Here is a 21418-nt window from a genome sequence, read left to right as displayed (position 1 = left end):
GCTGCCGTCAGGAGGCGGGGATCGCATTCACCAGGCCCCCGTCGACGGCGATGTCCTGGCCGGTGATGTACGAGGACCGCGGGGAGAGGAGGAAGGCGACGGTCTCGGCGATGTCCCGGGCCTGGCCGAGCCGCCGCAGCGGCACCTAGGAGCGGATGGCATCGTGCGAGGCAAGGTCCGGGTTGGCGGCATCGAACATCTCGGTGACGATGTAGCCCGGGCTGATCGAGTTGACCCGGATACCCCGCCCGACAAGATCGCTGCCCAGCGTGCGGGCCAGATTGTGGACTGCGGCCTTGGTGGCCGCGTACACCGGTGCGACGGCCAGGCCCCGGTGCAGTGTCCACGAGGCGTTGATCACGATGGAACCGCCGCCCGCCGCGTCGAGCAGCGGCAGAACCTTCTGGACCGTGAAGAACACCCCCTTGAAGTTGACGTCGACGCTGAGATCGAAGTCCTGCTCGGTGACCTCGCCACTGCGCTGGAACACTCCGACCCCGGCATTGGCGAACACCCCGTCCAGACGTCCGTGGCGTTCACGGATCAGGGCAGCCAAGCGGTCGAGATCGGCAAGGCTGGCGGAGTCGGCCCGGACCGTGAACAGCCGGGCACCCTGGTCGGAGACCTTGGCCAGTTGTTCGGCCGCGCGGTCGAGGCGGGCATCGTCGCGGCCGGTGATGACGATATCGGCGCCGGCTTCAAGGAGCAGACGCGCGGTGACCAGGCCCATCCCGCTGGTTCCGCCGGTGATCAGGACGACACGGTTGCGGAAGCCGGTCACATCGCTGTTCTTGTCGGTCATGACCACAGCCTCGCCACCAGCCTCCGGGCCAACCAGGCCCAGATCAGCCTGGGTCTCCCAGAGCCCCCTCCCGCAGGGAGCCTCCACCACGCCGCCTTGGCCGTCCAACGACGTGGCATACACCGCCCGGCCCCGAAATCGACCCCCGGCCGAGGCAGCGCTCGCCCCACTCCTACCAACGAGGCGGACGGGCCCTGTGGGGCGTGCCGTCATCCGTCCTGCGCGGTCAGGAGCAGGACCGCGGTCTTCGAGCGGGTGGTACCGAGGGCCGTGGCCACCCCGGATCACCGCTCTCGCGGCTCGGGCCCGGGGCGGGGGGGGCGTTGCGTGCCCGCCGTAGTCGGCTGCTTCGGCCGTCAACGCGTCAGTGTCCTGTTCGCCGTGCTCCGTGAGGGCTGCTCCAGCCCGGCCTCACGTCGTTGAGGTAGGACGCAGAGACGCAGGAACGTTCCGGCGCCGGGTCCGGGTGCTCGGTCTCTCGCGTCGTTCTCGCAGCGCTTCCCCTCTTGTTTCAAAGGGCGTTGAGCGTAAGCCGTCACCAGTACATGGTGTGGGTCAACTCCATTTTGAATTAGGTTAGTTGAGGCATGACCAGGTCTCTTCTCGCGATCCGTGGAGGCTGCTACGCTCCAGGCGGCCAGCGGTCCGGGCCTTGTCCTTCGCACCCTCGATTGGAGGTGAGGGAAACAATGTTGAGCTTCTCCGGCCAGGTCGGCAGCACCGCTACCGGCGGTGCGTTCGTCCAGGTGGCTCCAGGAGCCAGCACCACCTGTGGTGGCGGGAACTGCTGCTGCAGCTCGTGCTGCAGCTGGTAGCTGCTGGTGTCGAGCGGGGTCACCGGCTCCGCTCGACGTCCACTCTTCCTCCACGCGGACCGTCCTCCGACACGCCGTCGGTCCACGGGCCGCATCGCGCAGAGCCGTCGCACGCCCCGTCGAGGGAAAGGCCGAGATGTCACTGAAGGACTCGCAGGAAGCCGTCTCCGACCACCTGGACCACAACAGTCATATGGCGACGGTGGCGGCCTTCGGTCAGCAACACACCTCCGTGTCGATGTACAGCGCGACGACAGTGGTGCGGGCGCCGGAGTCGGTGGTACGCGGCCGATGGAGTCCGGCCGTACACGGCTTCCTGGGTGAGGAGTTGTTGCTCAACCACCGCCGCAGCGGTCGGGATCTCGGGATGCAGTTGGGGGTGTCGAGGTTCTACGGCCACGACGCCGTCCTCTCCACCGCGCACAGCGACCTCGCGGAGCGGGTGGACGGGGCGATCGACCTGCCTCCGCGCCGACGGCTGCGCAGCGGCTTGACGGACACGGTCGGCACCCGGCGTAGCGGTCGGGGTTTCTCGGGGAAGCCGGTGTCGCTGGAGGAGTTGGCCACGGTGTTGTGGCATGCGCAGGGGGTGTCGGGGAGTCTGCCGGTGCCGACGGCGCAGGACGGCGATGCTGCTGTGGCGTTGCGCAACGCACCCTCGGGCGGCGGATTATACCCGGTGCGGCTGGCGGTGCTCGCCCAGCACGTGAAGGGCTTGGCTGCGGGCGCGTACGCGTACCAGCCGCACGGCCACACCCTCTTCCCGTACCCGCCGACGTCGCGGCCGGCCGAGTGGAGTCGGCAGCTGGGGACGGCGGACGTGGAGGTCGACAAGGCGGCCCTGGCTCTGGTGTACGTCTACGACTTGTACGGGAACTCGCAGAAGTACGGGGACAGCGGGTTGGTGTTCGCGCTGATCGAAGTCGGTGGCATCTCGCAGAACGTGCACCTGGCCAGGACCTCGCTGGGCTTGATCGGCTGCGACCAGGGCGGGTACGACAAGCAGGCACTGGAACGGACACTCGATTGCGACGGCACGTCGCGCCACGTGGTGCACCTGACGCTCCTCGGACACGGAGAGGCCTGAACCATGACCCTTTCGCCCTCCGATTCGAGAGTCGTCCTGGCGACCTCGGTCCGGCTCCTCGCGGTGGAGCCGGGCGTCATCCGGCTTCGCTGGGGAATCTGGAACTTCTCCGAAGTCAACGTCGACCTGCGGGCGGAATCGCCGGCGGTCCTGTCGGCCATGACCGGAATGTTCGAGACGCTGGCTGCGGGAAAGGCGGCCGATGGGACGTTCGCGGACGCCGTGGGTCTGACGCCGGTCGAGCGGGCCAACCTGCAGCTGGCGGTCACCGAGCTGCGGCAGGCTGGGTTCCTCGTGTACGACCGCGCGTCCGAGCGTGGCGGGGACATGGCCCGGGCGCTGCTCGGCAATCTGGACCTGTACGGTGCCGGCGAATCGGCCGAGGCGACGGTCGCGTTCGCGGCGGACTCGCCGAGCGCCGCCGCGTACGTGGCCGGCCAGGCCGAGGCCCTGGGCCTGCCGCTGGAGCTGCTGCCGGCGGAATTCCTGGACGGGCTGCGCGGCGCCGACCTGACCTCCGGGATGGGGGGACTGGCCGCGGCGGACGCGCTGAAGCGGCTGAAGGCCGGTGTGGAGCACTGCGACTCGCTGGTGGTCCACCTCGGGCAGGCGTCGATCCTGGCGCTGCGCGGTCTCAACCGCCTCGCCTGTCACCTGGAGATGCCGGTGGTGGTCGGACTGGTCGACGGCCCGTTCGCGACCGTCGTGGGTGCGGACAGTCCGCGCACCGGCTGTCTGGAGTGTTTCGAGCAGCGCTCGCTGGCCCGGTTGGAGGACCACATCGGCTACCACAGCATGGTCGGGGCCACGGCATCCGGCGGCACAGGGCGGGCGAGCGGTGTGGAGTCGCTGATCTGCGCCCATCTGGTGAACGAGGCGGTGCTGCTGCGTTCGCTCGGCACGTCACGCTTCCTGGGCCGGGCGCTGAGCATCTACCTGCCGACGTACGAGATCCAGGCGCAGGACGTGCTGCGGATCGGGACCTGTCCGGCTTGCGGGCACGTCGCCCGGGACGTCGTACGGGAGATCAACTTCAGCAGCCGGGTGATCGTCGACCGACATGTGCGCGAGGCGCTCGGAGGGGGCCGATGAGCAGCATCCCGATCCTGGGCCACCCCGGGATGGGCGAGGCGCTCGCCCGGTACGGACGGATCGGCGGCAATCAGGGCGGGATCCTGCCCGGCATGCTGGTCTCGGTCGCCGCGGTGGAGGGCGAGCCGTACCTGCGCTCGGCCACGGCGGCGATGCCGCAGTACCACCGGCTGGCGCTGGACGACCCGCACATGCAGATGCAGTACCACCTGGCCGGCTACGGCTCGACCCACGAGGAGGCGGTGACCCGGCTCACCGGCGAGGCGGTGGAGCGCTACGCGGCGATCATGGCGATGCCGTTGTTCGCGGACCGGATCGAGTACGCCTCCTACCGTTCGCTGTCCTCCCGGCACCGGTGCCTGCCGCCGCAGCTGCTGGGCGTCTTCGACGCCGAGCAGCAGCGGCAGGTCGCCCGGATGATGCACCGGTACGCGCCGGAGCTGCCGACCGAGGACGACGTGATCGCGTGGATCGCCTGCCCGTCGCTCACCCGGCCCGGCGAGGAGGTGTACCTGCCGGCGCAGCTGGTCTTTCTCGGCTTCCGGAGCGACCCGGGCGCGGCCGACAAGCTGTTCACCCCTTCGTTCTCGACCGGGACCGCGGCCCATGTGTCGCTCGACAAGGCGCTGCTCGGCGCCCTCGTCGAGGCCGTGCAAATCGACGCCTTCATCCTCAACTGGTACACCGGGGCCAAGGCGCCGCTGATCGACCTGGACGGGGACGGCCGCGAATTGCTCGCGGCGGCCGGGCTGGTCCCGGACGGACCGTACGAGGTTCGGGCGAGCCTGCTGACCCGGCCGGAGCTGCCGTTGCCGAACATCGGGGTGACTTTGGTGCGCCGGGACGGGAAGCTGCCCTACATCGCGTTCGGGCTGCAGGCCGATGCGGACCCGCGGCGGGCGCTGCTGCGCGGCGCGGCGGAGGCGACCGCGATCCTCGGGATCGGCATGTTCAGTACGGTCTTCGACCTGCCCAATGTGCACTTCGCGCAGACGAGTTCGGCGTACACCGACCTGGACACGAACGTGCTGTGGTTCGCCGCTCCCGGGGATGCGGAACGCAAGCTCACCGCGGTGGAGAGCCGCGTGGACGGGCGGATCGGCTTCGGTGCGCTGCCGTGCTACGCCGACGGCGACACGGCGGCGATCCGTCGGTTGCTGGCGGACCTCGCGGGCGTCAGCGAGTTCGCGGGCTATCTGGACTTCACTCCGCCGGAACTGGCCGACACCCCGTGGCGCGTCGTCCGGGCCGTCGTGCCGGAGCTGCTGAGCATGTGTCTGCCCGGGTTCCCGCCGAAGGGCCATCCCCGGATGCGAGAGCACGGGGGTGTGACCCATGTGGTCCCACACCCGCTCCCTTGAGCTCCTGGTACTGGTGGCCACCGTCGCGCCCGCCGAACTGATCCGCGTAGCAACCGCGTTCGGGCCCGCGGCGAAGGCGGGTGCGGACCGGAGCCGGGTCGCCCGCCGCGGGCTGCTGGGCGCCCCGGCCGCCTACCTGCTGGTGACCGCGGTGGCCCTCGCCGTCGCGGCCGACGGCGGTTTCGTCCCGGACGCACTGACCAGCTGGCGGACCGGCGCGCTGTGGCTGTCGGCCGCTTTGGTGGTCGGTGCTGCGCTGGTCGGCGCGGAGTTCGCGCTCGGCGCGCTGCCCCGGCTGCTGGACGGGACGGGCCGGCCACGGCTCGCGGTGCACCGGGACGGCGGTACGGTGGGCGGCGGGTACGCGGGGGCCATTGTGGCCACCGCGGTCGCCGAGGAGTTGCTCTACCGGGGCCTGTGGATCGGTGTCCTGAACGAACACCTCCACCTGCCGGTCGGTGTCGCGGTCGCGGTGGCCGCCGTGGCGTACGCGGTCGGACACCTGTTCTTCGGCGGGCTCGCGGTGGCGCAGAAGGCACTGTCCGGGGCGGTCTTCGGGCTGCTCATGGTGGCGTCGGGCAGCCTGGCGGTGCCACTGGTGGCGCACCTCGCCCAGAACGCAGTGGTCTTCGTGCTGGCCGTTCGACAGGAGAAAGCCGCCCGACCGGAGCACGCCACCCGACCGGAGCAAGCCGCCCGACCGGAGCGAGCCGTCCGGCCGGCCGGTGGACGGGAGGTGGCCGAATGAGCGTGCCCGCCTTCACCGTGCTCACCACCGCCGTGGTCTTTGTCTGGCTGGCCCTGTACCGGCTGCCGTTCAACGATCCGGCACGCCGGCGGCGGACGGCGCTGTGGCTCGCCGGCCGGACGGGGCTGCACCCAGACGCGGCCTTCGCGGTGTTCGGCACCGTCGTGTACCTGGTGCTGGGCGCGCTGGCTCTCGCGGTGCTGCTCGCGCCCACGCCGCTCGCGTTCCACCAGGTGTTCGGCCTTCCCGAGCCCGGGACGGCGCTCGCCCTGCTCCTGGCGGTCCTCGGCACGTCCAGCGCCACCGTCTTTTGCGTGTCGCTGCTCTACCGGGTCGACCCTCGGGCGGACGTCCCCGGCGAGATCGCCCGCATCCAGTGGATCGCCTCGATCCTCACACTGCCCCGGCCCTACCGGTGGATCGTCCCGGCGGCCGCGGCCCTGTTCGAAGAAGTCCTCTTCCGCGGGGTGATCCTGCTAGGCCTCGGGGCATTGGGCAGCGGCCCCGCCTTCGCCCTGGCCTTCAGCACCTGCCTGTTCGCAGCCGGTCAGATCGCCTTGGTCTCCACCCGCACCCAGGCGTACGTGCTGGGCGCCTCCAGCCTCATCCTCGGCGCGGTCGGCGGCTTACTGACCGCCGCCACGGGCGGGGTGCTGCCGGCCCTCGTACTGCACATGTCGTTCGCCGGCTTCTACACCAACCTCGGCGCCTCCCCGATCCCAGGAGCGCGCACGGCCCCCGGGAGGCTCAGCCTGTGACCACCGACCAGCCATCTGCCGAACCGGCGACGGCCGCGTCACGGCCGACGCCCGGGCCGGGGCACGGCGCTGTCGTCCACGCGGACCGTCTGACCGTCGCCTACGGCACGTTCGTCGCCGTCCGCGACGTGTCGTTCCGGATCCTCCCCGGGGAAGTGTTCGGGCTCATCGGGCCGAACGGGGCGGGCAAGACCTCGATCGTCGAGGCGGTCGGCGGCTTGCGGCCCGTCCGCGGCGGCACGGTCACGGTCTGTGGCCACGACCCCCGCCGCGACCGCAACGCGGTCACCCGGCTGCTCGGTATGCAGCTCCAGGAATCCCAGTTCCCCAGCCGGGCCCGGGTCGGTGAGCTGTGCGACCTCTACGAGGCGATCTACCGGGCGCCCGGCTCCGCAGCGGCGCTGCTGGAAACGTTCGGCCTCGCCGAGCGCCGCCGCAGCCTGATCGCCGACCTCTCCGGCGGCATGCGCCAGCGGCTGGCCCTGGCCCTCGCCCAGATCGGCGACGTCCGTTTGGTCATCCTCGACGAACTCACCACCGGCCTCGACCCGCACCAGCGCCGGGAGACGTGGCGCTCGGTCCTCGACCTCGCCGCCCGCGGCGTCGCGGTGCTGCTCACCTCACACGCGATGGACGAGGTCGAGGCACTCTGCGGCCGGGTGGGCGTGCTGCGCTCCGGGGAACTGGTCGCGCTCGACGCGCCAGCGCGGTTGACCGAGGCGCACGCGGGCCCCTCCACCTTCGTGGTCGACCTCGGGAACCCGGGCACGGACACCAGCCGGCCCGCCGGAATCGAGGAGCGGCTCAGCAACCTCGGGCTGACCCGGCTCTCCGACACGCCGGACCAGTGGGAGTTCACCGGCAGCTACCCCGCCGACTACGACCGCATCGTCGGTCTCCTCGCGCGATCCGGACTCCCGCCGTCGGCCGTGAGCCGTCGTACCCCGACGTTCGAGGACGCGTATCTGCGACTGGTCGGCGCCGGCGCCGGCGCCGCGAAGGAAAGGGCCTGAGATGATGACGCTGTGGCCGATCGTGCGGTTCGAGTGGCGTCGGACGAGGCGGAACTTCGCCCCGGTCTTCTTCGCCCTCGCCTTCCCCGTGTTGATGCTCTGCATGTTCGGCGGGATCTACGGCAACGAACCGTCCGAACAGTTCGACGGCCGCGGAACGGTCGACATGTCGGTCCCCGCCTACCTGGTCCTGGTGGTAGCCGTCACCGGACTGATGAGCTTCCCCCTCGGCCTCGCCGAGTACCGGGACCGCAAGGTCCTCAAGCGCTTCCGCGCAACGCCGGTCGACGCGTCCGCCTTTCTGATCGCCCAGGGGCTGGTCAACCTCGCACTGAGTCTGCTCGGCGCCCTGCTCCTGGTCGCCGCCGGGTACCTGTTCTTCGACCTCCACCTACCGGCTTCCCCCACGGCGGCCGCCGCAACGGCCGGAGCTCTGATCCTCTCCGCCCTCGCCATGTACGCACTCGGGGGTGTAGTGGCCGCGGTCGCACGGTCCGAGCGGGCAGCAGTGGCCATCGCCAACCTGGTCTACTTCCCCATGATCTTCCTATCGGGGGCGACCATCCCCCTGCAAATCTTCCCCGACGCCATGAAGACCATCGCAGCCGCGCTACCCGCTACCTACGCAGTCGAGCTGCTCCAGCACGCCTGGCTGAACGGCGCCGCCGACGTCGCCCTCGACCTGGGCGTCCTCACCGGCGTGGTCGTCCTGGCCACGGCGACGGCCTCACGTCTGTTCCGGTGGGAATAGCAGTGCCGGCCACCCGCCCTCCGCTCGCCGAAGCCGAACAGGTCCCCGCCACCGCGTACCTCACCGCCCTCGTCCGCGCCCGCGCGACGGCCGACCCGGACGGCGAACTGCGCGACCCCTACGCCGAGCGCTTCGCCCACCGCTGCCCGGACTCCATCGCCCGCATCACCCGGCACACCGCGGGAACGTCCGTCGTCATCGCCCGCACCCTCACGGTCGACCACCTGCTGTCCGAGGTACTGTCGGCCGAGCCCTGGGACGTCTGCGTCAACCTCGGCGCCGGCTTCGACGCCCGCACCCACCGCCTGGACTGGCCCGACTCCTGTCGGGTGGTCGAGATCGACTGTGCCCCCGTCCTCGACCTCAAGGACCGCCTGCTGCCCGTCGCGACGGCGCGCGTCCCGGTGGAACGAGTCCGCTGCGACCTACGCGAACCCGCCGCCCTCACCAGGCTCCTGCAGCCCCACACCTCCGGTCGCAAAACCCTCTTCGTGGCCGAGGGGCTGCTCGCCTACCTCTCCTCGGGCCAAGTCCGCGCCCTGGCCGGAGCGGCAGGCGAAGTGGCGGCCGGCGCTGGCAGCGCATGGATCTGCGACGTCCTCTCCCCCGCTTCCGCACGTACCCTCACCGTCGCCGCCCGCGCCGCCGGAACGACCCTGACCATGCACGGCCTCACCGACCTCACCACCTTCGAGACGGCCGGCTGGCACTGCGAGCACCTCGAACTCCTACCGACCGCACGACCACCCACCCGGCCCACCAGCACGGGCAGACAACTACCCGACAGCGTCCTGCGACTGAGGAAGGTCACTCCCCAAAGGCTGCTCGTTCCCCAAGGCTGACTGGCCCTGCGTCAGGCCCACTGCATGCCGGTCCGATCCCAGCACCCGATCGCCTCCTGCAACACCACCACCAGCGCTATCGAGCGCGCCATTGACCAAACCGAGCAGGCACACCAAGAAGCCCACTACGAACCGTGACACAAAACCAGGCCACCAACGACGCGCCACCTGCACTGGCCGGCAGCAAGGCCGTCGACCCGAAGGGAGGGGCTGGCGGCCTCATCGTCTTCGAGCGCGACGACGGCTCAGCCGGCCCCATCTGACCTTCTGTTGAGGGCAGACCTGCGGGCCGGTCAGTTGTTGGTGGCCGTGTGGTCCGGCTGCGGGTGGGTCATGTCACGCAGGTTCCGCGGCATGATGCGCGGCCTGTGCGTGGTGGTGGCTACTGACCTTGAAGTCGTCTTGTCGTAGGGGCTGACGGTTCGTGGTCGTCGCAGTATGCCGGTTGTATGAGGTGGCCGCAGGGTGGGGGTCTGGCCGCGGAGAGGCAAGCGTTCCGTGAGCAGGTCCGGATGGAAGCGGGTTCGCCGATGGGCGGGGCAGTACGGAGATCGCCAGGGAGTTACGAGGCAGCGTCCGGTCGGTCCAGCGGTGGCGACGGGCCAGGCGGGAAGCCGGGCCGGACGCGGTTCGTTCCGGTGGTCCGGCGTCCCGTCCGAAGCTGAGCGATGTGCTGTTCGCCGTACTGGAGGAGGTGTTACATCCTCACCTACGGCCGCCTGCTCTGGTGGCGCGGCCCAAGACGCGCCCGTTCCCGATCAGCCCCGAGGAGGAAGGCGGCATCGCCACCATCCCACCCGCGTGAGCCCCCGGATCCGCCGGACCAACAGAGCCCTCCCGCGGGTCCTTCAGGACGAGGACGAGGACGAGGGTGAGGACGTGTGCGGTGCGGGGCTGAGGGCCGGGCTCTGGGTGAGGCGTCGCGTGTGCGTGGTGGTGGCCGTGGGCCGGTGGGGCTCAGGGGCTGTTTCCCGCACCAGGCCGTTGAAGGTGGCGAAGACCAGACGTTCGGTCTGACGTTCGACGCCTTCCCGGTCATCGATGTGTACGAGGCCGTCGATGAGCAGGACGGCCAGGCCGTGGATGGCGGCCCAGACCACGAATTCGGCGCCCGGGCGGGCTCCCGGGGGCAGGTGGCCCGTTTCGGTCAAGCGGTCGAGTTCGGTCGTGAGCACGTCGTGCGGGTGGGGTGAGATGGCGGACTGCGCCGTTGTGGCACCGCCGCGGAAGACGAGCCGGGCGACGGCCGGGTCTTCGACGGCCCAGGTGACATAGGCGCGCCCGCACGCGGCGAGGCGTTCGGGACCCTGCTCCAGGGTCGCGTCCATGGCGTCGCGCAGGCGGTTCCCCAGCCGGGCCAGCACGACCTCGGACAGGGCGGACACGAGTGCGTCACGCGAGCCGAAGTGGTGGTAGGCGGCGCTGGGGCTGACACCGACCCGCGCCGATGCCTCACGCAGCGACCAGCCGTCGGCCCCCCGCTCCCGTACGAGGGTCTCCGCCGCGTCGAGCAACGCGCCGTGCAGGTCACCGTGGTGGTATCGCTCCTTCGCCATGGCTCCATCTTAGCTCTGTTCAGATTGGGTGTTACGCTCGGACCAAATCTCAACACTGTTCAGATTTGGAGTTGTGTCATGTGCGCCACCGACCCCGCGCCTCTCGCTTCCGACCGCGCGCCGGATCTCCTGCACAGCCCCCCGCCCGTCGTAGCGGGATCTCCCGTCGAAGTGTCCGAGGGCGTTTTCGTCATCCCGGACCACCGCGTCGAGTTGGTCCCCAACGTCGGCATCGTCCTCGGGAAGAAGGCCGCGCTGGTCATCGACACCGGCATCGGCGCCCGCAACGGTGCACTGGTGCTGGAGCAGGCCCGGCGCCTGGCCGGCGGCCGCCGCCTGTACCTGACCCTCACCCACTTCCATCCTGAGCACGGCTTCGGCGCGCAGGCGTTCAAGGGCGCCGCCACGATCCTCTACAACCGCGGTCAGCGCGCCGAACTGCGGCGCAAGGGAGCCGGCTACCTCGACATGTTCAAGGGCCTGAGCCCCGCAGTCGCTGCCGAACTCGAAGGGGTCGAACTGGTCGACCCCGATCTGGTCTACGAGGGCGAGGCCGAGATCGACCTCGGCGGCCGTACCGTGTTGCTGCGAGAGGTCGGTCCCGCGCACACCCGATCCGACCAGATCGTCCTCGTGGACGGCCGGGTGCTGTTCGCCGGCGATCTACTGGAGACCCGCATCTTCCCGATCGCCCCGTACTTCCCGCCCCACGACACCGATGTGGACGGCGAGGGCTGGATCGGCGTGCTCGACGAGCTTGCCGCACTCGCCCCGCAGACCGTCGTTCCGGGTCACGGCGAGGTGACCGACGCCTCGCTCATCCACGATGTCCGCGACTACCTCGTCTACGTCCGCAACGAGGCCCTGCGGCTGCGCGAGCGCGGCGCCACCGCCGACAAGACGGCCGCCACCATCGCCGAGAACGCCCGTACCCGCTGGCCTTCCTGGGAACGCCCCGAGTGGATCGGCCTCGCCGCCCGCGCCTTCTACGACGCCAGCGCACCGGCCTGAACCCCGCTCCCCGCGAACATCACCACTCGGGCCCTGAGCCCCAGCGCCGATGAACCCGGCGCCACCATCCCCGCCCCCGGACTCCGGAGCGGGCGCGCGGGAATCGCACGGAGGGATCCAGTGGCGACCGCACGCGTTCACCCCATTGGTCCCGCAACCCCGCCGATTCTGCACGGCGCGCTCGGCCGCGCCGCGCGGGCAGGAACCCGATCCACTTCCACGAGAGGACGTCACTCGATGTCCGGCCTTCCCCATGTTCTGAGAACCTCCTGGTTACGGCCCTTTCCCTTAGGCGGCAACCGTCGTCCCAGCGGTCTGATCGCCGCCCGGTCTCACGATCGTCCTGATCGTGTGCGGCCTGCTGGCCGTGCCCTCGGAGGCGAGCGCCGCCGAACCCGACCCGCCGCGGGCACTGCCGCAGAACGCCACCGACAACGATGCGAAATGGCAGCCCGCCCTGGATTACGACACGGACGGTTGCTACAACGTGCCGGCGATCGGGCTGAACGGGACCATCGCCCGGGCCTCGACCACAACGGCACGTCCGCTCCAGGGGATTGCCGTGACCAGTCCGACCTGGACAACAGCAACGCCTATGCGCGCCAGCGGTGCAATTCCGGCTGGTGCGTCTACCTCTACGACTACTACTTCGAGAAGGACGTCGCGGTCGAACACTGGCCAGATGCCGGCGGCCACGTCCACGACTGGGAGCACATTGCCGTCTGGGTCCAGAACGGCCAGGCGAAATGGGTCCGCGTCGCAGCACGGCGGCTACGAGATCAAAGCGGCCGACGACGTCCTCTGGGACGGTACCCACCCCAAGCTCGTCTATCACAAGGACGGCGCCTCCACGCACAACTTCCGCTTCGCGTCATCGGGGGACGAGCCACCCGAGAACCACTACCACCGATGGATACGCTCGCCCCTGGTGTCGTACAACGGTTTCCCGCGCGGGCTGCGCGACAAGCTTTTCGACCACGATTTCGACCACGCCTCGATCGCCATCAAGGACTCGAGCTACCCGAGCGATCTCAAAGCCGCCATCCCCTTCTACGTGACGCCCGAATGCAAGTCCAACGCGCATGGCGGCACGACCTGTAGCGAGATCAAGAACCCGATGTTCCCGTTCGACTACACCCGCGACGAGAACTCACCGGGCGACCCCAACCCGCCCGCTGAGCCACCGGACACACCGCGGCCCACCGATCCGCTCAAGGTGATGGTGGTGGGCGATTCGATGACACAAGGGCATGAGGGCATGAGGGCGACTGGACCTGGCGATATCGGCTGTGGCAATGGTTCAGGGACCAGCGTGTGGCCGTGGATTTCGTGGGCCCGTACACGGGAACCGTGCCGCCCGACCCCGCGTCGGCACCACAGCCTCCCCCGCTCCAGGGCAAGCAGCAAGCGGTCACGCGACCGCCACGGACGTCCGGCGGGTACGCCAGGGGCGCGGAGGAGTTCGACAGCGACCATTTCGCCGTGTGGGGAAGGCAGGCGGCCCAGGACAAGACCCTGATCCGTGAGCAGGTGAAGAACCACCGGCCGGACCTGCTGCTGGTCGGGCTCGGGTTCAACGACATGGGCTGGTTCGTCAGCGATGCGAACGGCACCCTGGCGAGCATGAAGTCACTGGTCGACGAGGCCCGCGCCGCCGATCCCGAGTTGAAGTTCGCGCTGGCCAACGTCCCCCAGCTCACCCGGATCGGCGGACGGGACGATCTGATCGCCAACACCGACACCTACAACCAGCTGCTGAGCGATGCGATCCCGCGGTGGAGCACCGACCGGTCCCCGGTCGAACTGGTCGACTGACGCGGAGAGTACTCCTGCGAGCCGGACGGATGCCCCGCCGGTTACGACGGCCTGCACCCCAACGCGCTCGGCGAATACCAAATCGCCCACGCCTTCGAGAAGACCCTGCACGACCGCTACCACCTGGGCACCGCCGTACCGGCCGTCCCGGCGAACGTGCCCGCCCGGCGACACCCGTGCCGGACAACATCATCGTCTCCTCCGAGGACAGTGGCATCAAGGTGACCTGGGATGCGGTCTACGGAGCCATTGGCTACCAGGTCCGCTACCGGCTGGTCGGCGTGACCGACTGGACCGACTGGACCGAGTTCCCTGTCGCGGCGAACCGCTTCGACACCACCTGGACCCAGGACGGAATGGAGTGGGAGTACCAAGTCCGCACCGACAACGGCGACACGGTGAAGTCGGACTGGTCGCCGACCGTCAGGGCCACTGCGCATCCCAGGACCGCTCCACCACCCGTCGGCATCGTCACCACGGCCACCGCGACCGGCGTCGATGTCGTGTGGGGCGCCCCCACCGGCCCGCACACCGACACCATCGACCGCTACCAGGTGATCACCTTCGACAAGGACACCCCGGGCGCCTTCATCGACAGCACCTCGGTCACCGGCAAGTCCATCCACATCGACGGCCTCACACCCGGCCACCACTACGTCGTGGCCGTCGTGACGTGGAATGCCGCGGGCGGCGGCCTGCCGGGCGCCGGGCCGTCACCATCGGGGCGGGTAGCCCGCCTGCGCCCGGCGACCTCCAGGTGACCTCAACCGACCCCACCACGGTGCAACTCACCTGGTCGGGCTCCGCGCAGGCGGCCGGATACCGCGTCTGGGTCCGCAACATCAACGACGGGAGCCGTTCCTCCGCCGACGAGTTCATCGTCGACACCACGCACCGTGACATCGCGTACCTCTTCCCCGGCACCTGGAACTACGAGTTCTGCGTCACCGCCGTCAACGGAGCCCTGAAGTCCGCGAAGTCCGACTGCGTCGTCGCACCCCACCCCGCGAGCGGCTAGTTCAGCAGACACGAGCGCAGACGTCCTTCGGGGGTCAGCGGTGCGTTCCGATGTCCCTTCTGGTGGCGCTCCTGGACTCGGCTGCCGCGTTCACCGGGAGCCCTGGGATCTCAGGGCTCCCGGTGAGCGGCTGTGCGTGGATTCAGCGTGCAAACTTTTCGATGGCCTCCGGGGTGACGGGGGTGAAGAAGTTGACGAGGTTGCCGTCGGGGTCGCGGAACAGCAGCGACCGGTTGCCCCAGGGCATCGTGGTGGGCTCGTTGACGAAGTCGGTGACGAAGCCGGTCAGGTTCTGGTGAACGCGGTCCACGTCGTCGACGAAGAACTCGGTGATCACGCTGTGGTTGTCCGCCGGGCGGGCAGAGCCCGGGGCGAACAGCGGGACGGTGCGGGTGCCGGCGATCGCGAGGGTGGCGCCCGCGGTCTGGAGTTCGGCGAAGTCCTCGGTGGCCCACGTCGCCCGCGCCCCTGTGGCTCGCTCGTAGAAGTCGACGAGGCGTGCGACGTCGCTGGTGATGATGCGGATCGAGACGAAGTCCATGGGAATCTCCTTGGCTGTGCTGGAGGCTTGCTCGTCGCAGGCTAGGAGAAATAGTGGACAGAATCCGTCCTGTATTCGCGCTAGGCTGCCAACATGCCTCGACCAACCGGCCGCGTGCTGACACTCCTGGAGCTGCTGCAGTCGGGCGGCACCCGGACGGCGGCCGAACTCGCCGACCGGCTCGGCGTCGAAGGGCGCACCGTGCGCCGGTACGTGGATCAACTGATCGACCTCGACGTGCCCGTGGAATCGGTGCGCGGCCGCTACGGCGGGTACCGGCTGGCTCCCGGGGGCCGCTTGCCTCCGCTCATGCTCAGCGACGACGAGGCGCTGGCCGTGGTGCTCGGCCTGGTCGCGGGCCGCCGAGCAGGGTTGACGACGACGGAGCGCACGGCAAGCGAGACGGCGTCGGCGAAGATCCGGCGGGTGCTGCCCAAGCACATCGCCCGTCGGCTCGACACACTCCTGGAAGCGCTCGCCTTCACGGATCAGCCCGGCGAGTTCGACACCCCGGACGCTGGGGTCCTGCTCACGATCGCCGATGCGGTGCGCCACTGCCGACCGGTCTCGATCCGCTACACCGACCGTGACGGACGGCGCAGCGAACGCACGCTGCACGCGTACGGGATCGTTGCCCATGCGGGCCGGTGGTACGTCACGGGCAAGGACGCCCAGATCGGCAAGGACCGAACCTTCCGGCTCGATCGCATCGCAGACGCGCGGACCCTGCCCGGCTCGTTCGAAGCGCCAGTGGGTCCCGGTCCGGAACAGCGCGTGTTGTCCGGGTTCGCCACGGCCGAGTACCAGCATGAGGTGACCTTGCGGATCCACGGGACAGTTGAGCAGATCCGCGCCCACCTTCCGGCTAGCGTCGCGAGCCTGGAGGAGCACGAGTCCGCGGCCGGCGAGGATCGCGCGACCGAGCGCTGGCTGCGCGTCGAGCTCCGGGCGGAGCGGCTCGACTGGATACCCCGGGTACTCGCCTCACTCGACCGGCCGTTCGTCATCGAGCGCTCCGATGAACTCCGCGACCTCGTCATCGCACTCGCCGATCGTCTCAGGTCCTACGCCGCCGAGCCTGACCGCGAGGAACCAAAGTGAACCGACTCCGCCGGCGGATGGTGCCACTGGTGTGGCCTTCGCCGACTGCGCATCGCAGTCCACCTCTTCGCTCGCGGGGTGCACGAACTGGATCTGCCGCTGACGACCGTGATGGCCAACGCCCACGATCCGCCCGACGCCTGGACCTGGTCTCCTGGTCTCCTGGTCTCAGACGGGCCCCTCCGACAGACGCGGCCTCGCTCGCGGCGACCCTGCCGCCTACGGGCCAGGGACGTACGCCCAGGTTCTCGCCTCCGGGCAGGTCACCGCCGGCCTATCCCCGACAGCAGCCCAGCAGCTGACCGAGGCGCTGAATACCCGCCACAGAGCCAACTCGCCGAACCCGTGCGGCCCCCTCCTCACGTCACGGTCCGACTGCCGCCGCTCCCAAGGTCGTTAGCGGAAGTCGTAGTCCTCATCCATGCCGCTCGAGAGCCAAATCTCCTCGGCGCCAGCGAACGAGTGGCCCTCAGTCTCCTCCTCGTAGTCACCCAAGTCCGCGCCCTCGATGTGATCGTCACCGATCATGCACCGGCAGGGGAAGACCTCCTGTGTGGGTTCACCGTTGACGATGCTGTTGACGGCGCGGTCATGCAAAGGTCCCGTAGGCATAGCCCCAGGCTACCGAGTCGGACCAAAGCTTCCTCTAGCGCTGTCCCGTAAATGATCTCCGAATCGTTGGTTCACATAGGGCACCCCTCACGTGATCTGGCGCCGCATGGGCACCCACTCGATCCTCGCCGGGCCCTGACTGCCGGGTGTGCCCGCCGAGACGTATCGACAGCGATCACGGGGTGCCAGCATCGCGCTGACTGGCTGCACCTGTTGGGCGGGATACGAAGCACTTCACCTCCTTGGATCCGCTAGCCGAGAGCGCGGTGGTCGCGGTGTGTGCACTCGCCGACGCCGCCGGACCCGAGCGGTGGACTGCCGGCGCCATAGAGGACGCGGCCACCGCGCTGGAGGTACTCGCCGGGGCGCTGTCCGAGCTCGGCCGGGAGGCCACCGAGCTCCTGGAAGTCATCCCGGCCGCCGTTGCCGCGCTCCGAGAACGCGTCGAACACGTACCGGCGACAGCCGGGCCGGCCCGCCGAGTCGACCACGCAGAGGACCCGGTGGTGTTGAGCCCGAGCCTGCGGCGAGCTCTCGGCGGGCACAGCCTCGGCGCGCACCGGGTTCACCCAGCTCGGTCCCGCTCTGCTGACCGTCGCGCTGGACGCGACTCACGCCCAGGCCCTCGCCGTACTCCTCGCCGCACGCCGCGAACTCCCCCGCCAGGCGCCCGCCGCCGAGGACGGACCCCGCTGGGGCGCAGGGCCGGCCGAGACAGCCGCGGCCCCGTCGCCGCGGGCTCGGGCACGGCTGGAAGGGCATCGACGCAGGGCGTTGACGGGTGGACAGCGGAAGGGCCCGGCCACCCATAGGTGGCCGGGCCGGGCAAATTCCGCCGGAGCGGTCATGGCCCTGCTTCGGCCGAGTCGGCAGGGATGGGCTGCCGAGCACTGGAGACGATCGAGTGGCCGACCTGGTCGCCGTCGCGGACACCACCCCATGCTGTACCGCTGCGCGAGCGGCTCTACCGGTGACGTTGAGGCACGACGCCGGCTTCGGCGGAACAGAGTGTCGCCGTGCCGGCGCACCGAAAGGCCGGTCACCAATTCCATTCCGCCTTCACCGGTTGCTCCGGGAAGGCGCCGACCGCGATCTTGAGGGCGACCCGTCGGGGTTCGGGCAGCGGCCCCAGCACGCATACTGGGCCCCAGTTACCGTCACCGGGATCCACCGGGTCGACTCCTCTATGCCATCCGGCAGGGAGCATGGCGTTATCCGCCGTACAGATACTGACCGGCCTGGCGACACGGGCGGCCACGGCGGCGCGGAGCGAGGCGGGCCCCGCGAGGGCGGCGCGGCCGTCCTCGGAAGTACCCAGCCGCGCCCGCACGAGGTCGCCCACGGACGGGGTCAGCGCCGACCCCGCGGATCCTTCGGCAGTCCGGGGGTTGCAGGAGGCGATCCGGGACGCGCTGGCTGCCGATCTCACGTCCGGGCGCAGCCGCTGGAAGCGGAGCGGGTGGCGGTAGACGCCGCCGTGGTCGATGGCGCGATCCGTGCTGAACTCGGCGACCAGGCGGGGTTGGACGAGGGTTTCAGGTGGGGTGCGCGGCAAGCACGAAGTCTCCCGGCGACGGACGATCTTCGCCGAAGTCATCCCCCCGACCAGCATGGACATCCCGAACATCCCGGATATCACGCACACCAGGCTCGTGACCTGCAACTTCACAATGCACAGTGCTCGATGGCCCAAACGACAGCCCCTGAGCTACTTGCCATTCAAGTGAGCGGTCAGGCGTGACAGCAGAGGCAGCGCCGCCTCAAGCGTCTTTCGTTCATCGGAACTGAGGACATCGTTGATCGCGGTGCCGAGCCGGTCCGCACGCCTTCGGCGCTCGTCGGCCAGACGGCCACTTCCCGTCGGCGTGAGGCGGAGCAACAGCTTGCGCCCGTCGCTGGGGTGCGCCTCGGCATGTACAAGGCCCTGGGCCAGGAGTTCTTTGACCGCCTTGGCAGCCGACTGGTGACTGACTCCCCGCTGTTGTGCGATATCGGCGGTAGTCAGCGGGCCGCTGCGGTCCAGGTAGCCCAGGACGGCGGCCTCGCCGGACGGCATCTCGTCGGCAGTGCGCACAGTGCGTACGAGCCGTCCGATGGTCAGGCGAAGTTCTTCAGCCAGCTGATTCTCGTCCACGATGCCAGCTTACCCACATCCATCAACCAAACTGTACACCTTGACTCCATTGTTTGCTTTGGCGCTACAGGAGCGCCACCGGCCCTCGCCGTAGCGAGGGGCGGTGGCGCCGGAGTCAAGTCGCAGTCGACACTCACGGCGCTATGTCTACAACCACACTGTACAGTCTGGTTGTAGACATTCGGTTGGCTCGGAAAGGACCCGCTGTGCAGCTCACCAAGCACGCCCATGCCTGCGTCACGCTCGAGAAGGACGGCACCCGCCTGGTCATCGACCCCGGCACCTTCACCCCGGACGCGGCGGAGGCCGTCACCCAGGCTCACGCCGTCCTGATCACCCACGAACACTTCGACCACTTCGACGAAAAGCTGGTCGCCGCCGCTCTCGCAACCCAGCCCGGGCTGCAGGTCTACGGCACGGCCACGGTCGCAGCCACCCTCGGCAGCCACGATGGCCGCGTCCACGCCGTCGCCGCGGGCGACACCTTCAGCGTCGGTTCCATCACCGCCACCGTCCACGGCCACCGCCACGCGCTGATCCACGCCGACATCCCGTGCCCCGACAACGTCGGCTACCTCCTCGACGACGGAGCCGTCTACCACCCCGGCGACGCCTACTTCGCGCCCGACGCTCCCGTACGCACCCTCCTGCTGCCGACCAGCGGCCCATGGACAAAGCTCGGCGAAGCCGCCGACTACGTCCGGACCGTCAAGCCCGAGCGCATCATCCAGATCCACGAACTCATGCTCAGCGACCTCGGCCAGCACTCCACCGCCAATCTCCTCGGCGAGAAGGGCCTGACCGGCACCCCGATCGACCGCCTCGAGCCCGGCACCACCGTCCAGCTGTAAGAGCTCGTTCCCAACGGATGCGGAGCCGGCGGAAGCCACGGAGCCAGGCGATGGTCCGCCACATCCCGGACCATCGACACCATCTGGGAGTGCGTCGCCGGGTGCACCTGCAGCTACTTCAGGGCGCGGGCCCGGTTGTTGAGGTCGAGGTCGCGGGAGACGTCCATGCCCTCGGCGGCCCCAGGAGCGTTTCGCGTCCGCGCGCCAGCGGTGACGCCCACCCGGTACCGCCACCCGCGCTCACACAAACGCGGCGTAGTAGCTGCGGCAACCGCTGCTACGCCGCCTCCCGCCGTCCAGGTCAACTCACCCCGGCGTGATGTATCCCGCGCTACGTCGATGTTGCGCTGTGAATGAAAGGCCTTGGCCGTCGATCGGGGCCGAGACTAGTTTTGCCGCCATGCGCGAGTTGATCACCGACGACTGTCGGACGTTGGCGGTGGAGGAATGGGGGGACCCCACCGGAATACCGGTGGTCTACCTGCACGGCACCCCGATGAGCCGACTGGCCCGATACCCGAACGATTCCCTGTTCCACGAGCTCGGCGTTCGGCTGATCACCTATGACCGGCCCGGGTTCGGGGGCTCCACGCGGAACCCGGGGCGTCGGGTCATCGATGCCGCCGCTGATGTCGCCGCCATCACCGCCGCACTCGGCCTGCACCGCCTCGCGGTGTTCGGGGTGTCCGGGGGCGGCCCGCATGCCATGGCTTTCGCGGCCCGGTATCCCGAACGAGTGACCCGGCTGGGGGCGCTGGCGAGCCCGGCGCCGCGTGATGCGGCTGGGCTGGACTGGACCGCCGGCATGAGCGAGGGAAACCGCCGCAGCGCCGCCGTGGCGCTGATCGGAAGGCAGGCCGTCACGGAACACCTGGCAAACGTCGGAACGGCCGGTTTCCCGACGCTGCCGGAGATCGAACAGGCGGTCGTTTCCCGACCGGAGATCAGCGCGATGATGGGCCCGGCGTTCGCCGAAGCGGTCCGGCCGGGGCTGGACGGCTGGGCGGACGACGTCACCGCCATCTTCGGCACGGAATGGGGGTTCAACCCGGCAAGCATCACAGTTCCGACGCGGATCTGGCACGGTGGCCTCGACACTCTGGTGCCCCCTGCGCACGGCGAGTGGCTCGCTGCACGCATGCCGACCGCGACGCTGATCAGGCAAGCCGATGCCGGGCACGGCGGCCACTTCGACGCCACCCCCGCGATGCTCGCCTGGCTGATCAGCGACATCAACGACATCAACGACGAAGCCCACGCCCCCGGAAGCTGACCTCAACATCACAAGTGCGGCGGTCACGCTGACCGGCTTGAAGAGGCCGGTGTGACGGCTCTCCGGGTGCGGGAGAGGCTGCGGAAAGTGCTCCGCGAAGGAGGCGCCCATGTGGCACTTCTTCCGCCCGCCGTACCCGTGGTGGGCCGACGGGCCCCAGGTGCCCCGCATCGCGGCGGGCCAAGGCCGAGGGCCAGCGCACTCGGTGGCAGCGGTGGGCGGTCGTGGAGGCGGCCG

General features: G+C 69.6%; 22 protein-coding genes and 2 pseudogenes. 17 read left to right on the top strand and 7 right to left on the bottom strand.

Going from position 1 to position 21418, the window contains the following annotated elements:
- Positions 1-7: 7 nt before the first annotated feature.
- A pseudogene (locus OG594_RS44535) lies at positions 8-802 on the bottom strand (SDR family NAD(P)-dependent oxidoreductase).
- Between the two features lie 951 nt (positions 803-1753).
- On the opposite strand from OG594_RS44535, the gene OG594_RS44530 reads away from it, so the two are divergent.
- The 9 genes from OG594_RS44530 to OG594_RS44490 all read left to right on the top strand — a co-directional run bounded on the left by OG594_RS44530 (position 1754) and on the right by OG594_RS44490 (position 9532).
- Positions 1754-2704 carry a SagB/ThcOx family dehydrogenase gene (locus tag OG594_RS44530; RefSeq protein WP_266608284.1) on the top strand — a complete coding sequence of 317 codons (951 nt, stop codon included), beginning with the start codon at positions 1754-1756 and terminating at the stop codon, positions 2702-2704.
- Positions 2705-2707: 3 nt separating this feature from the next.
- A complete protein-coding gene (locus tag OG594_RS44525) occupies positions 2708-3796 on the top strand; it encodes a hypothetical protein (protein WP_266608282.1) in 1089 nt (362 codons plus the stop codon).
- Positions 3793-5157 carry a YcaO-like family protein gene (locus tag OG594_RS44520; protein ID WP_266608281.1) on the top strand — a complete coding sequence of 455 codons (1365 nt, stop codon included), beginning with the start codon at positions 3793-3795 and terminating at the stop codon, positions 5155-5157. The genes OG594_RS44525 and OG594_RS44520 overlap by 4 nt, the downstream gene beginning before the upstream one ends.
- Entirely contained in the window at positions 5132-5905 is a 774-nt protein-coding gene (locus OG594_RS44515; protein ID WP_266608280.1) for a CPBP family intramembrane glutamic endopeptidase, read from the top strand. The genes OG594_RS44520 and OG594_RS44515 overlap by 26 nt, the downstream gene beginning before the upstream one ends.
- A complete protein-coding gene (locus OG594_RS44510; protein WP_266608279.1) occupies positions 5902-6663 on the top strand; it encodes a CPBP family glutamic-type intramembrane protease in 762 nt (253 codons plus the stop codon). Before OG594_RS44515 ends, OG594_RS44510 begins: the two co-directional genes overlap by 4 nt.
- A complete protein-coding gene (locus OG594_RS44505; RefSeq protein WP_266608278.1) occupies positions 6660-7676 on the top strand; it encodes an ABC transporter ATP-binding protein in 1017 nt (338 codons plus the stop codon). Before OG594_RS44510 ends, OG594_RS44505 begins: the two co-directional genes overlap by 4 nt.
- Before the next feature lies 1 nt (position 7677).
- The gene (locus tag OG594_RS44500; protein WP_266608277.1) at positions 7678-8427 is read left to right on the top strand and encodes an ABC transporter permease; all 750 of its coding nucleotides are present in this window, start codon (positions 7678-7680) and stop codon (positions 8425-8427) included.
- A gap of 2 nt (positions 8428-8429) precedes the next feature.
- A complete protein-coding gene (locus tag OG594_RS44495; RefSeq protein ID WP_266608276.1) occupies positions 8430-9269 on the top strand; it encodes an SAM-dependent methyltransferase in 840 nt (279 codons plus the stop codon).
- 134 nt (positions 9270-9403) lie between these two features.
- Positions 9404-9532: a hypothetical protein gene (locus OG594_RS44490; protein WP_266608274.1), complete on the top strand. Its 129-nt coding sequence runs from the start codon at positions 9404-9406 to the stop codon at positions 9530-9532.
- Between the two features lie 585 nt (positions 9533-10117).
- On the opposite strand, the gene OG594_RS44485 is transcribed toward OG594_RS44490, so the two are convergent.
- Positions 10118-10825: a TetR/AcrR family transcriptional regulator gene (locus tag OG594_RS44485; RefSeq protein WP_266608272.1), complete on the bottom strand. Its 708-nt coding sequence runs from the start codon at positions 10823-10825 to the stop codon at positions 10118-10120.
- 171 nt (positions 10826-10996) lie between these two features.
- Between OG594_RS44485 and OG594_RS44480 the strand changes: the two genes are divergently transcribed.
- From OG594_RS44480 to OG594_RS44450, 5 genes and pseudogenes are all read left to right on the top strand, one after another.
- Positions 10997-11836 (top strand): MBL fold metallo-hydrolase, encoded by an 840-nt coding sequence (locus OG594_RS44480; RefSeq protein ID WP_266608270.1) that lies wholly within the window; start codon positions 10997-10999, stop codon positions 11834-11836.
- Positions 11837-12185: 349 nt separating this feature from the next.
- A pseudogene (locus OG594_RS44465) lies at positions 12186-13355 on the top strand (NPP1 family protein).
- Positions 13319-13651 (top strand): SGNH/GDSL hydrolase family protein, encoded by a 333-nt coding sequence (locus OG594_RS44460; RefSeq protein ID WP_266608268.1) that lies wholly within the window; start codon positions 13319-13321, stop codon positions 13649-13651. The pseudogene OG594_RS44465 and the gene OG594_RS44460 overlap by 37 nt, the downstream one beginning before the upstream one ends.
- A gap of 176 nt (positions 13652-13827) precedes the next feature.
- Positions 13828-14412 (top strand): fibronectin type III domain-containing protein, encoded by a 585-nt coding sequence (locus OG594_RS44455; protein ID WP_266608266.1) that lies wholly within the window; start codon positions 13828-13830, stop codon positions 14410-14412.
- A complete protein-coding gene (locus tag OG594_RS44450; protein ID WP_266608265.1) occupies positions 14409-14669 on the top strand; it encodes a fibronectin type III domain-containing protein in 261 nt (86 codons plus the stop codon). Before OG594_RS44455 ends, OG594_RS44450 begins: the two co-directional genes overlap by 4 nt.
- A 142-nt stretch (positions 14670-14811) precedes the next feature.
- Here the strand turns inward: OG594_RS44450 and OG594_RS44445 are convergent, their stop codons facing one another.
- A complete protein-coding gene (locus OG594_RS44445; RefSeq protein WP_266608263.1) occupies positions 14812-15210 on the bottom strand; it encodes a VOC family protein in 399 nt (132 codons plus the stop codon).
- Between the two features lie 93 nt (positions 15211-15303).
- Between OG594_RS44445 and OG594_RS44440 the strand changes: the two genes are divergently transcribed.
- Complete coding sequence (locus tag OG594_RS44440) at positions 15304-16311, top strand: YafY family protein (protein WP_266608261.1); 1008 nt, start codon at positions 15304-15306, stop codon at positions 16309-16311.
- Positions 16312-16707: 396 nt separating this feature from the next.
- Here the strand turns inward: OG594_RS44440 and OG594_RS44435 are convergent, their stop codons facing one another.
- From OG594_RS44435 to OG594_RS44420, 4 genes are all read right to left on the bottom strand, one after another.
- Positions 16708-16923, bottom strand: a complete 216-nt coding sequence (locus OG594_RS44435; protein WP_266608260.1) for a hypothetical protein — start codon at positions 16921-16923, stop codon at positions 16708-16710.
- Between the two features lie 251 nt (positions 16924-17174).
- Entirely contained in the window at positions 17175-17483 is a 309-nt protein-coding gene (locus OG594_RS44430; RefSeq protein WP_266608259.1) for a hypothetical protein, read from the bottom strand.
- Between the two features lie 479 nt (positions 17484-17962).
- Positions 17963-18478, bottom strand: coding sequence for a hypothetical protein (locus OG594_RS44425; protein WP_266608258.1), 516 nt, complete (start codon positions 18476-18478; stop codon positions 17963-17965).
- Between the two features lie 153 nt (positions 18479-18631).
- Positions 18632-19057: a MarR family winged helix-turn-helix transcriptional regulator gene (locus tag OG594_RS44420; RefSeq protein ID WP_266608257.1), complete on the bottom strand. Its 426-nt coding sequence runs from the start codon at positions 19055-19057 to the stop codon at positions 18632-18634.
- 206 nt (positions 19058-19263) lie between these two features.
- On the opposite strand from OG594_RS44420, the gene OG594_RS44415 reads away from it, so the two are divergent.
- Together OG594_RS44415 and OG594_RS44410 are read left to right on the top strand one after the other, a co-directional pair.
- Positions 19264-19908 carry an MBL fold metallo-hydrolase gene (locus OG594_RS44415; RefSeq protein ID WP_266608255.1) on the top strand — a complete coding sequence of 215 codons (645 nt, stop codon included), beginning with the start codon at positions 19264-19266 and terminating at the stop codon, positions 19906-19908.
- A gap of 409 nt (positions 19909-20317) precedes the next feature.
- On the top strand, positions 20318-21181 hold the full coding sequence (locus tag OG594_RS44410; protein WP_266608254.1) for an alpha/beta fold hydrolase: 864 nt from the start codon (positions 20318-20320) through the stop codon (positions 21179-21181).
- The last annotated feature ends 237 nt before the right edge of the window (positions 21182-21418 follow it).

Source organism: Streptomyces sp. NBC_01214 (assembly GCF_026340975.1).
GTDB lineage: Bacteria > Actinomycetota > Actinomycetes > Streptomycetales > Streptomycetaceae > Streptomyces.
This window is presented reverse-complemented; position numbering and strand designations above follow the sequence as displayed.

What these genes read in the sequence shown, in the direction of transcription:
- OG594_RS44485 (WP_266608272.1), bottom strand. Translation starts at nt 10,825, where the DNA reads ATGGCGAAGGAGCGATACCACCACGGTGACCTGCACGGCGCGTTGCTC.
- OG594_RS44515 (WP_266608280.1), top strand. Translation starts at nt 5,132, where the DNA reads ATGTGGTCCCACACCCGCTCCCTTGAGCTCCTGGTACTGGTGGCCACC.
- OG594_RS44510 (WP_266608279.1), top strand. Translation starts at nt 5,902, where the DNA reads ATGAGCGTGCCCGCCTTCACCGTGCTCACCACCGCCGTGGTCTTTGTC.
- OG594_RS44530 (WP_266608284.1), top strand. Translation starts at nt 1,754, where the DNA reads ATGTCACTGAAGGACTCGCAGGAAGCCGTCTCCGACCACCTGGACCAC.
- OG594_RS44520 (WP_266608281.1), top strand. Translation starts at nt 3,793, where the DNA reads ATGAGCAGCATCCCGATCCTGGGCCACCCCGGGATGGGCGAGGCGCTC.
- OG594_RS44525 (WP_266608282.1), top strand. Translation starts at nt 2,708, where the DNA reads ATGACCCTTTCGCCCTCCGATTCGAGAGTCGTCCTGGCGACCTCGGTC.
- OG594_RS44445 (WP_266608263.1), bottom strand. Translation starts at nt 15,210, where the DNA reads ATGGACTTCGTCTCGATCCGCATCATCACCAGCGACGTCGCACGCCTC.
- OG594_RS44440 (WP_266608261.1), top strand. Translation starts at nt 15,304, where the DNA reads ATGCCTCGACCAACCGGCCGCGTGCTGACACTCCTGGAGCTGCTGCAG.
- OG594_RS44435 (WP_266608260.1), bottom strand. Translation starts at nt 16,923, where the DNA reads ATGCCTACGGGACCTTTGCATGACCGCGCCGTCAACAGCATCGTCAAC.
- OG594_RS44500 (WP_266608277.1), top strand. Translation starts at nt 7,678, where the DNA reads ATGATGACGCTGTGGCCGATCGTGCGGTTCGAGTGGCGTCGGACGAGG.